Raw genomic sequence first — 11,411 nt, 5'->3', positions numbered from 1 at the left:
TACAGCCCTACTCAACTGTGCGGAGGTGGGACGACGAAATCGAATTCTAACGAATGACCGATTTCTGTCCCACTCTCTTTTTCTATATTCTCTGATATTCTAGTCATCTTCTAAAGTTACTTATTTCCACTTTTCCATTCACAATCATTCTCATGATCATTGACGAGGCCTGCTGCTTGTAGGTAGGATAGGACCGCAACGGGACCCGCAAACTTGAAACCACGCTTTTTGAGATCTTTAGCCAACTGCTCGGAAAGAGCTGTCTTCGCAGGGGCCTGCTGGTAATCAGGCACATCATTGTTGATGGTTGTTCCACCAACAAAAGACCAGAGATAGGCATCAAAAGAGCCGAATTCTGCCTGGACTTGTAAAAAGGCTTGGGCGTTGGCACGGGTAGCAAAGATCTTAGCTCGATTTCGAATGATGGCTGGATTGTCTAACAAAGCTTCCAGCTCCTCATCCGTCATCTCTGCAACACCTTGGAGGTGATAGCCATGAAAAACCTCACGGAAAGCCTTGCGTTTATTGAGCACCGTTTCCCAAGAAAGTCCCGCCTGATAGGTCTCCATACAGAGTAACTCAAAAAGCGCTTGGTCATCATGGAGGGGACGTCCCCACTCCTCATCATGGTAGACTACATAGAGCGGGTTGTTCATTTTAACCCAGCCACAACGTTTTGGCATAGACTTCTCCTATTTCACCAACATCTTAAGAGCCGACTTGATATAGTTCTCTGCTGTATCGGTCGTCCCTTCGAAGAATTTCTTGATTTTCTTGAGTTCCGTTGCCTTGTAGCCCAAAGCCAACATGGCTTCCATAGCTTCTTCAAGGGCTTGGTTTTCTTCTGCAACTTTGGCTTTGGACTGAGCCGGTGCATCTTCTAGATCAAGATTGATCTTACCTTCCAGGTCCAACACCATCTGTTGGGCAGTTTTCTTGCCGATCTTCGGAAACTTGGTCAAGTAGGTGATGTTCTTGCTTTCGATGGCTTGGACAAGGCCTGCATTGTCATCCGCAGCAATGATGGCTAGAGCTGAGACTGGGCCGATTCCAGAGACTGAGATCAAGTTCAGAAAGAGCTTTTTCTCTTCTTCTGTCACAAAGCCATAGAGAAGGTGAGCGTCTTCACGGACCACTTGGTGCAGATAGACTTGCACCTCTTGATTCATTTTGCCAGAGTAGGCATAGGGATTGGCCACATGCAAGAGATAGCCGATCCCAGCTGTTTCCACCACGATGTATTTGGCGGTGATTTTCGTTAAGATTCCTTTAATGTATTCGTACATAATCTTCCTTTATTGTTTGTTTAATACTTGCCCAATTCCCGTAAACTGGTGTGATTTTCCTGAATGCGTCGGAACATCTTTTCCATATCTGACTTGGTAAAGTTAACCAAAACCGGACGGCCATGAGGGCAGTTATAAGGGTTGTCGCATTGGGATAGTTGGTAGATCAGATCACGCGCGGAGTAATCGTCCAGGGTGTGGTTGGCCTTGATGGAGCGTTTGCAGGACATCATGATGGCCAACTCAGCCCGGTATTTCTTGATGGACACTTCCTTGGTCAAGAGGAGCATGTCACACATCTCATAGATGCCCGACTCGATCTCTTCTTCCTTCATCCAGATAGGGTGCTCCCGCAAGATCAACTGGTTGACCCCGTACTCTTCTAGATAGACGCCCACTTCCTCTAAGAGGTGTTTGCGCTGTTGCAGGCGGATCAGATCATCTGCAGGGAACTCAAAGATATAAGGCACCAGCAGTTGTTGCTGACTACTGTCCACATCCCCGATGCTCTCCCGGTATTCTTCGTATTTGACCCGTTCTTGGGCCGCATGTTGGTCGATGATATAGAGGCCCCCATTGCCTTGGGCAAAGAGATAGGTTCCATGCATCTGACCAAAATATTCCAACTCTGGGAAGGTCGAATGTTCTTCCCCGTCCAACTTGTCATAAGCCTTGTCTAGACTAGCTAGATCCAACTCTGGGTGATCCAGTTCATCATAAACCACAACCTTTCTTTCCGCAAACTTGATCACGCTTGTCGGTTTTTCTGCCGGTTTTTCTTGGCTTGTAGAATCTGTAGCCACCTCATCTGTTAGAGGCAGTTGAGGATCTGCCACCTCTGGACGAAGCTTGAAATCTTGACTCTCTCGGTCATAATAGAGGCGGTTTTCTTTTAAAGGCAAGGTTGTCTGTACCGGCTTTTCTGTTCGGCGAATGGTCGACTTGGCTAGATTTTCTAGAGCATCCGGAATTAGGTCCTGCTCTTTCAGAGCATTCGCAATGGCTTGGGAGATCAAGGCCATCAGTTCTCGTTCTTTGGAGATACGAACCTCTTGCTTGGTCGGGTGAACATTGACATCCGCTAAGTAAGGGTCGATCTGGATATGAATGATCGCGAGCGGGAAGCGACCCACCATGAGTTTACTGCCGTAACCGTCTAAAATAGCCCGATTGAGCAAGAAATTCTTGATGTAACGGCCGTTGATAAAGAGACTGATGTAATTGCGATTGGCACGAGTCAATTCAGGCAAAGACACAAAGCCCGTCACTTCAAAATCTAGGTCGCGATTTTCAATGGCCACCATCTTCTTGGCAGAAGCTAGACCATAGACGCCCGCAATCGCTTGCCGAAGATTGCCAGTCCCTGCTGTTTTAGTCATTTCTTTTCCATCATTGATTAAGGTGAAAGCAATCTCTGGATGGGCCAAGCTCAAGCGATTGAGAATATCCACGATATGGGATAGCTCTGCCTGCTGGCTCTTTAAATACTTGAGACGAGCAGGGGTATTAAAAAAGAGATCTTCTACTGTAATCTTGGTCCCGACAGGGCTGGTCGCTGGCCCCAATTCCTCAATTTCGCCACCCTTTGCGACCAATTTGGTCCCGTGGGCAGCTCCTTCTTGAGCCGTTAGAAGGGTTAGAATACTAACAGAAGCAATGGAAGGCATGGCCTCACCACGAAAACCAAGGGTTCGAATGCGAAAAAGATCCGCTTGATTCTTGATCTTACTGGTCGCATGTCGACGAAGAGCCAGAGCGACCTCATCATGCGCAATTCCTTCCCCATTGTCTGTGATCCGAATCGACTTCAATCCTGCTTCTTCGATTTCAACGACGATCTGGCTAGCTCCAGCATCGATCGAGTTTTCAACCAATTCCTTGACCACACTAGCAGGTCGTTCAATTACTTCACCTGCCGCAATCTGGTTGGCTAGGACTTCTGGCAATTCAATAATCTGTGACATAGCTGCTCCTTTACCTTTTTTCACCGATACATGTAGCTCTATTATACCACAGATCCACAGGACTCCCTTTCTTAAAAAATGGAGGTTGGCCCCATCTTCTTCCCTAAAAACCGCATAGGCAAAGAAAATGACCACATAAACAAATCCCCTTGTCTTCCCTTTGGAAAAAGTGTTTAATAGTAGTGTAAAGAAGGAGCCGGGCTAGCAGGCTAACCGACTTTACCTAAGGAGGGAGAAAATATCTTATGAAAGTAGAAGTACACATTGATTCCCACTTCCAAGAAGAAGCGGTGACGATTACGGCACCTACACTATCTGCGCGTGTAGAGAAAATCCGTGACTTTGTGGAAGAATTGGATCAAAAAGGGCGCTTACGTGCCAAAAAGGATGGGGAGGCTTACCTGATCGAAAGCCAGCTATTCCAACGTTTTTACATAGAAAATCGGCAAGTGATTGGTGAGACCATGTCAGATCAGTTTATTCTAACTGGACCACTCTATCAGCTATCCGAAGACTTACCGACCTTCTTTCTCAAAATTTCCCAATCTGAAATTATTAATACCAAAGAAATCGATCACCTGCATTTTACCGGTAGCGGATCGGTTCAAATCTATCTCAAAAACGGGAATCTGACCTACTCCTCCCGTCGTTATTTAAAAGCTATTAAGGAGAAATTATCATGCTAAAACAATCATTTTCTGACGCCCTGAAAGGGATTCTCATCGGGCTCATCCTATCCATCTTCTTTTCCTACCGCTTCTCACCAGAGTTGTACCTTCCCTTAAGTCCTAATTCTGCTGTTGGCCGCTGGATGTTCTTGCATCATGTTCACGGCTCACTGGTCATGCTTTATTGCGTCCTCGTCTGGGGTGCGATTGGGGTCCTCTTTAGCTTGGGAAGTCTCCTCTTTCAAAAAGACTGGAGCCTCTTGCGTGCCTCTCTGAGCCACTATTTGCTCATGTTACTTGGTTTTATTCCTCTAGCTACCTTGGCCGGCTGGTTCCCAGCACGACTAGGATTTTACCTCTCGCTCATTGTCGAATTCACCCTCGTTTATGTGATCATCTGGTTGGTCTCCCATCATTTTTACAAAAAACAAGTCCAAGAAATCAATCAAAGCATTACTAACCACTAAGCAAAAAGACCCCTAGTGCTACAAGGATCTGAAAGTGGATATAAGCTGTTCTTTTATACAAATCTAATAAATCCTATAAAAATGATACTTGTTATAGTTATTCAATCATCTACTGAAACTTTCCGATGTGAGAAAAGTGCCTGAAACAATTGTGTTTCAGGCACTCGGGAGTTTTGAGACCTCAGGCTCAAAACTAAGTCATGGAACTTCGTAGAAGTTCGCTGACGTCCGGACTCACCTAAGGAAAGTTTCTAAGATGACTTTGTCTTCAATCTGAGATCCTCGCCGTCACGAGGATCTTTTTTTACAATTTCTTTTTCAATTCGGCGACTGCCATCATGACTTCCATGGGAGTCATATTGTAGAGATCCAGATTCTTCAATTCTGTGATCACTGTATTTTCTGTCACTTCCTCAAAGAGGGACATTTGTTCAGCAACCTGTGAAGGTACTTCCTTTTTAGGAGTTGCATCCTCAAGCGGTACTTGCTGGGCTTGTCCTTCGAGCTTGGTCAAAATCGCATCTGCCCGCTTCAACAACTCTTCTGGCAAACCAGCGATCTTTGCTACATGAATCCCATAGGACTTATCCGCTGGGCCGGGTTCAATCTTGTGCAAGAAGGTCACCTGACCATCTCGCTCTATGGTCGCAACATGGACATTTTCCAAGCGGGACAGGCTCTCTGAGAGAGCTGTCAACTCATGGTAATGGGTTGCAAACAAGGTCTTAGCACCGGTACGATCGTGGATGTATTCGATAATGGACTGGGCAAGAGCCATTCCATCATAGGTTGCCGTTCCCCGTCCCAACTCATCAAATAAAATCAAGGACTGGGGCGTTGCCTTGCGAATAGCGTGATTGGCCTCCATCATCTCTACCATAAAGGTAGACTGACCCGATACCAGATCATCCGCAGCTCCGATTCGGGTATAAATGGCATCAAAGATTGGCAACTCAGCCTTTTGCGCTGGAACATAGGAGCCAATTTGGGCAAGAATCACAATGATCGCCAATTGGCGCATATAGGTAGATTTCCCGCTCATATTTGGACCAGTAATCAGCTGAATGTCCCGTTCTTCATCCATAAAGATGCTATTAGGAATATAGGACTGGGCCCCCATCACTTTTTCAACAACCGGATGACGACCTTTGTCGATCGCGATCCGTCTTTCGTCATGGAAGAGCGGACGAATCAATTGTTGCGACTCAGCAACACTGGCTAAACTTTGTAAAACATCAACCGTCGCAATCGCTTGAGCCAACTCTTGCAGGCGCTGGATATACTTGCCAACTTCTTCACGAATCCGCATAAAAATCGTATATTCAAGATTAGCAGACTTCTCACGCGCCTCAAGCATATCTCCTTCGATGCGTGCCAATTCTTCCGTACCAAAGCGTTCTGAATTTTTCAAGGTCGCCTTGCGGAAAAAATGAGCAGGAACGTGGCTCAATTGAGAATTGGTGACATGGAAATAGTAGCCATCCTTCTTGTTGTAATCGATTTTTAAGCCTGTAATACCGCTGGCTTCGCGCTCCTTGGCTTCAATCTCTGCTATCCAACCAGTACCATCCCGAAGAACGACACGGTACTGATCCAATTGCTCGTCAAAACCTGTTCGGATGATATTTCCCTCTGTAATAACAGCAGACGCTTCCGGAGCAATAGCTGATGTAATCAAGCGGTGCAATTCAGGAAGTTCATCCAAGCGTGCAATCAAGACATCCAAGACAGGATCCCCAATACCCAGTAAGATCGACTTGATCGTTGGTACATGACTCAGGGTGTCTCCTAGCTGCAAGAGATCCTTGGGATTGATCTTGCCAAAGGAAACCCGGCTCGCTAAGCGTTCAATATCATAGACCCCTTTGAGGCTGTCGGTCAGGTCGCTTCGTTCAAAGAAATGATCCATAAAGACCTGAATGACATCTTGACGCTCTTGGATCCGTTTCAAATCGACCAAGGGTTTCTGAATCCAGGACCGCAACAAACGGCCTCCCATGGCTGTCCTGGTTTCATCTAAATACCAATACAAGCTACCATGTTTCTTCCCAGTCCGAGCATTCTCCGTCAAATCAAGACTAGCCTTGGTCGCAAAGTCCATCTGCAAGAAATCACAAATCTCATAATGATGAGCTTTCTTAAGGTGGCTCAATTCCCGCATTTGTGTCTGGTGGACATACTGAAGAAGTTTTCCTGCCGTTTTCTTTTCTAACTCACTCAGATGATCTCCTAAGAGTTGGACATCGTCAAACACCATCTCTACATGTGACAGCAAGAGATTCATCTGGCTTACAAAAACACGCTCTTCCTGTTCTGGTAACTCATAACCCAGGACCACCTCACGCGCCCGTAAATTGCGGATTTCTCCACAAACCATAGTGAAGTCATTAAGGGTGGTCACCTGAAATTCCCCTGTTACTAGATCCATATAGGCTAGTCCATAATTAGTCCCTGATTGATCCAGAGCCACCAGAAAGTTATTCTCGCTATCTGGTTTGGTAGAATCCACCACTGTCCCAGGGGTAATCACCTGTACCACTTCCCGCTTGACAACTCCCTTGGCTTCTTTGGGGTCTTCCATTTGTTCGGCAATCGCGACCTTATAGCCCTGTTCGATGAGAACATCAATATACTGCTGGGCCGAGTGGTAGGGAACACCGGCCATGGGGATCGGATGCTCTGCATTTTTATTCCGTGAGGTTAAAGAAATCTCTAAAATTTGGGCCGCATTTACTGCATCTTCATAAAATAATTCGTAAAAATCTCCCATGCGAAACAGCAAAAAAGCATCTGGATAGTCTTTTTTGATATCTAGATACTGTTGCATACCAGGGGATATTTTTTCTACTGTCATACTTTGTTATTCCTTACTGTTGCATTTCCTGATACAAGCTATAGATAAAAACAGGAGTAGATAGCTCCGACCAATGCTAGCCTCTATCTTCCTCCTATTTCATTTGAAAATGAGCTTGATTAATGCATCATTCCTGAAATTTCACCTTGAATCTCAATGGCTGCTTCTTGATCGCGGCAGATAATCAATAGTGTGTTGGCACCCGCTACTGTCCCTAGGATACGCTCATCTGTCATTTCATCCACGCCATTGGCCAATAGAGCTGCTTCTCCGAGCTCTGTTCTTAGTACCAGTGTGAATTCGGCCCGAGAGATGGATTTGGCATGAGTAGCTAACATAATATAAATTTCTGCTACCTCTGGTTCATTTGGCAAAATATAATACAATTGATCTTTTCGTTTCACCTTCACAAGACCAAGATCTCGTAAATCTCGTGAGAGTGTCGTTTGCGTTACTGCAATCCCTTTTGCCTCCAAACGATCCTGAATCTCTTTTTGAGTTGACAATTTTTCATTTCGAATCATCTGTTGAATCAAAAGGTGACGTTCTGTCTTTTTCATTGGACCTCCACTTTTGAATAAATATACTCTAAATTATACCAAAAAAATTGAAATTTAGCTTAAATTTGTGTTAAAATAATAGTTAAAAGGACTAAGGAGAAACTATGAACAATAAAGAACTAATTGCTAGTGAATTGGCCAAAGTGATTGACTCTCTTGATCAAGACGCTATTTTGAATTTACTTGAGCAACCAAAATCTTCAGATCTTGGTGACATTGCCTTTCCAGCCTTCTCACTTGCTAAAGTGGAACGTAAGGCTCCTCAAGCTATTGCTACAGAAATTGCTGAAAAGATCGACCAAAGCGCCTTTGAAAAGGTCGTTGCAACTGGACCTTATGTCAACTTTTTCTTAGACAAATCTAAGATATCTGACCACGTCATCAAATCCGTCATTACAGCCGGTGCAGACTATGGGCAACAAGACGAAGGGCATGGTCAAAACGTTACCATCGACCTTTCTAGTCCAAACATTGCCAAACCTTTCTCTGTTGGGCACTTACGCTCAACCGTTATCGGGGACGCCCTTTCAAACCTCTATCGCAAAATGGGCTACAAAACGATTAAAATCAACCACTTGGGAGACTGGGGTAAACAGTTCGGTCTCTTGATGGTGGCCTATAAAAAGTGGGGAAGCAAAGAAGCTGTTGAAGCCAATCCGATTAATGAATTATTAAAACTTTACGTTCGTATCAACGCCGAAATTGAACAGGATCCAGAACTGGACGAAGAAGGGCGTAAATGGTTCAAAAAATTGGAAGATGGCGATCCCGAAGCGACTCAATTATGGCAATGGTTCCGCGATGAGAGCTTAGAGGAATTCAACCGCATTTACAAACTGCTTGATGTAGAATTTGACAGTCTCAACGGAGAAGCCTTTTACAACGACAAGATGGATGAAGGGGTTCAAATCCTGGAAGACAAAGGTCTGTTAAAAGAATCTAAAGGAGCTAGCATCGTAGACCTTGACGACGTCAACCTGCCACCAGCTATGATCAAAAAATCAGACGGTGCCACTCTTTATATCACTCGTGATATCGCAACAGCTATGTACCGTGCACGGACTTACAACTTTGTCAAGAACATCTACGCCGTTGGGCAAGAACAGTCTAACCACTTCCGTCAGTTGAAAGCTGTGTTGAAGAAAATGGGATTTGACTGGAGCGATGATATGGTGCACGTTGACTTTGGTTTGGTGACAAAGAACCGCCAAAAACTGTCTACTCGTAAAGGAAATATCATCCTGCTTGAACCAACTCTTCAAGAAGCCATCTCTCGTGCCAAAGCGCAAATCGAAGAAAAAAATCCTGAACTTGAAAACAAGGAAGAAGTGGCACATGCAGTCGGTGTTGGTGCAGTTAAATTCTACGACTTGAAGACAGACCGTCGAAACGGATATGACTTTGACCTTGAAGCCATGGTATCCTTTGAAGGGGAAACTGGCCCTTACGTTCAATATGCTTATGCACGGATCCAATCCATCCTTCGCAAAGCCAACTTCACACCATCTGCGGATGCAACATACAGCTTGAACGATCCGGAAAGTTGGGAAATCATTAAGCTTCTCCAGGACTTCTCTCGTATTGTCAAACGGGCTGCTGAAAACTACGATCCATCTTTGATTGCCAAATATGCGATCAGCTTGGCACAAGCCTTCAACAAATACTATGCCCACACTCGTATCTTGGACGAAAGCCCTGAACGCGAAAGCCGTCTAGCCCTCAGCTACTCTACAGCTGTCGTATTAAAAGAAGCCCTTCGCCTACTCGGTGTACAAGCACCAGAGAAGATGTAAGGCGCAACAAGGATCCGGAAAACACCTCCCACCTCCTTGACAATCGTCCTTTGTTCATCAACGACTGAAACAACCCGTCAATTTTAAAAAGGAGACCTCGCGTCTCCTTTTTCTCTTTGAATATAAAGAAAAATCACTGATTCCTCAGCGATTTAGAATGTAGAAAACTTATTTTATCAAGTAAAATAAATTAAGTGCTTCTGCGGAGAATAAAATGAGATCGAATTTTTAGAATGAACCAAGTAAATACCAAAACTTCCCGCTGTGAGAAAAGTGCCTGAAACAATACAGGTTCAGGCACTCGGAATTTTTGAGAGTAAAACAGTTTGGGGAACTGTTTTAGCCTGAGCCCAGAAATTAAAGAGCGAAGGGGCTCAAAACGAATTGAACACGGGCTGCGGATCGTGTCAAAAAGATAAGTTCTCCTAGAATTGAGAGATTCTGCGTCCAACTTCCTATTTTGACTTTATCCGCAGACGCCCTCTGTATCTTGATTTAGTCATGGAACTTCATAGAAGTTCGCTGACGTCCGTACTCACCTAAGGAAAGTTTTTAATATGGCTTTTTCTTCAATCCAAATCGCTGGCCCCTCAGCGATTTTTTTCATTTACAACTGATAAAGTTCTTCCACAATTGCAGCTACTTTTTTGATATCTCCCAACATGCCTCGCATTTCAAAATCTGCCAACACTGGAAAACCAAAACGTTGACTATATTGCTTGGCAGTTAGACAATACTGATTGTTGAAATTCCGATTTCCTGAGCCTACAACGCCCAAACACTTGCTGGCATTGTTCCCATAGGCAATGAAATCTGCGACATCTGTCGTCAAAATCTCCACGTCTCCATTGTCTACACCATTTCCCCCTTCCAAATAAGTCGGTAAAAAGGTGATAAAAGGATTGGTCATTTCAAAGAAAGGGTGCCCCTCTTTGACCAGATCTTTCACATGAACCGTCTCGATTTCAAGACCTGGATGCGCTTCAAGCAAATAGTCGCTTAACCGCCGAACAAAACTCTCTGTATTTCCACTCAGGCTAATATAAACAAAGGATACTTTCATCTTTTTCTCCAATCAAGAAGCTCTCTTAACATTTAAGAGAGCTTCATTCACACTCATTGATTATTTATCTAGAACTTCAACACCTTGAAGTTTTCGAAGACGCAAGGTTTTATACAAAATAATTCCCAAAAATAGAGCTGCTAGTGCTGTCAAGAGCAACAAAGCTAATACTGAGGAGGATTGATAGCGTTGGCGAAGAGTTTCGTTTGAAAAAACGGAAAACAAGGAACTCAATACAAAATAATTATAGCAAGAGAAGATATAGCTAATCACGATTTGTCCAATAAAGGCATAGTGAGCTTTCAACAAATCTCTCTTCACAAATAGGAAATAGATGATCGCAAGTAAGGCAATCGTTATTAAAGAGACCATCAAAAAGGCGAAGGGAGATTGATTGACTTGAACAGATTTTTCCATGTAGGTTACGTAGTCTGCCTTATCTTGAGCAGTTGTTAAGCCCATTTGTTTGGCAAAATCATCTGATAACTCAAAGGCCTTAGAAGAGATAAAGGTTGACGCCAGCGAATTAAAGGTACCAACTGTAGAGAAAAACAGAAGGACATACAAGTAGATCGGATTTTTTTTCATACAAACTCCTTTTTATTTCTTAACCTCTATTATAACACGATACAAACAGAAAGGCAAGCACCTCAAAACCATGGAAGTACTTGCCTTATTACTGATTTGTTCAAATGAAATTCATTTGGAAATAGTGTGCACAAAAGATGAAAAAACGACATGCTAACTGTTTTATTC

10 protein-coding genes are annotated in these 11,411 nt (G+C 44.0%); 3 read left to right on the top strand and 7 right to left on the bottom strand.

What is annotated here, in order from left to right; genetic code table 11:
• Positions 1 to 116 precede the first annotated feature (116 nt).
• Genes BTU61_RS03785 through mutL form a run of 3 tightly spaced genes read right to left on the bottom strand, consistent with a single transcriptional unit; the run spans position 117 to position 3,250 of the window.
• Positions 117 to 683, bottom strand: coding sequence for a DNA-3-methyladenine glycosylase I (locus BTU61_RS03785; RefSeq protein ID WP_200772394.1), 567 nt, complete (start codon positions 681 to 683; stop codon positions 117 to 119).
• 9 nt (positions 684 to 692) lie between these two features.
• Positions 693 to 1,286 (bottom strand): Holliday junction branch migration protein RuvA, encoded by a 594-nt coding sequence (gene ruvA, locus BTU61_RS03780; protein ID WP_200772393.1) that lies wholly within the window; start codon positions 1,284 to 1,286, stop codon positions 693 to 695.
• A gap of 20 nt (positions 1,287 to 1,306) precedes the next feature.
• On the bottom strand, positions 1,307 to 3,250 hold the full coding sequence (gene mutL / locus BTU61_RS03775) for a DNA mismatch repair endonuclease MutL (RefSeq protein WP_200772392.1): 1,944 nt from the start codon (positions 3,248 to 3,250) through the stop codon (positions 1,307 to 1,309).
• 245 nt (positions 3,251 to 3,495) lie between these two features.
• Here mutL and BTU61_RS03770 point away from each other — a divergent pair, with 245 nt between their 5' ends.
• Positions 3,496 to 3,936, top strand: coding sequence for a LytTR family DNA-binding domain-containing protein (locus BTU61_RS03770; protein WP_200772391.1), 441 nt, complete (start codon positions 3,496 to 3,498; stop codon positions 3,934 to 3,936).
• The gene (locus BTU61_RS03765) at positions 3,930 to 4,385 is read left to right on the top strand and encodes a DUF3021 domain-containing protein (RefSeq protein WP_200772390.1); all 456 of its coding nucleotides are present in this window, start codon (positions 3,930 to 3,932) and stop codon (positions 4,383 to 4,385) included. The genes BTU61_RS03770 and BTU61_RS03765 overlap by 7 nt, the downstream gene beginning before the upstream one ends.
• A 304-nt stretch (positions 4,386 to 4,689) precedes the next feature.
• Here BTU61_RS03765 and mutS read toward each other — a convergent pair whose 3' ends face one another.
• A complete protein-coding gene (gene mutS, locus BTU61_RS03760) occupies positions 4,690 to 7,239 on the bottom strand; it encodes a DNA mismatch repair protein MutS (protein WP_200772389.1) in 2,550 nt (849 codons plus the stop codon).
• A 119-nt stretch (positions 7,240 to 7,358) separates the two neighbouring features.
• On the bottom strand, positions 7,359 to 7,799 hold the full coding sequence (gene argR, locus BTU61_RS03755) for an arginine repressor (protein ID WP_187538432.1): 441 nt from the start codon (positions 7,797 to 7,799) through the stop codon (positions 7,359 to 7,361).
• Positions 7,800 to 7,903: 104 nt separating this feature from the next.
• On the opposite strand from argR, the gene argS reads away from it, so the two are divergent.
• Positions 7,904 to 9,592 carry an arginine--tRNA ligase gene (gene argS, locus BTU61_RS03750; protein ID WP_200772388.1) on the top strand — a complete coding sequence of 563 codons (1,689 nt, stop codon included), beginning with the start codon at positions 7,904 to 7,906 and terminating at the stop codon, positions 9,590 to 9,592.
• A 607-nt stretch (positions 9,593 to 10,199) separates the two neighbouring features.
• Here the strand turns inward: argS and nrdI are convergent.
• Entirely contained in the window at positions 10,200 to 10,667 is a 468-nt protein-coding gene (nrdI, locus tag BTU61_RS03745; RefSeq protein ID WP_187538436.1) for a class Ib ribonucleoside-diphosphate reductase assembly flavoprotein NrdI, read from the bottom strand.
• Positions 10,668 to 10,715: 48 nt separating this feature from the next.
• Positions 10,716 to 11,243 (bottom strand): ABC transporter permease, encoded by a 528-nt coding sequence (locus BTU61_RS03740; RefSeq protein WP_187538438.1) that lies wholly within the window; start codon positions 11,241 to 11,243, stop codon positions 10,716 to 10,718.
• Positions 11,244 to 11,411 lie beyond the last annotated feature (168 nt).

Source organism: Streptococcus lactarius, from assembly GCF_016642265.1.
In the GTDB taxonomy this organism is placed as follows: Bacteria; Bacillota; Bacilli; order Lactobacillales; family Streptococcaceae; genus Streptococcus; species Streptococcus lactarius.
The sequence above is the reverse complement of the archived record's forward strand: the minus strand, read 5'-3'. Positions and strand labels throughout refer to the sequence as shown.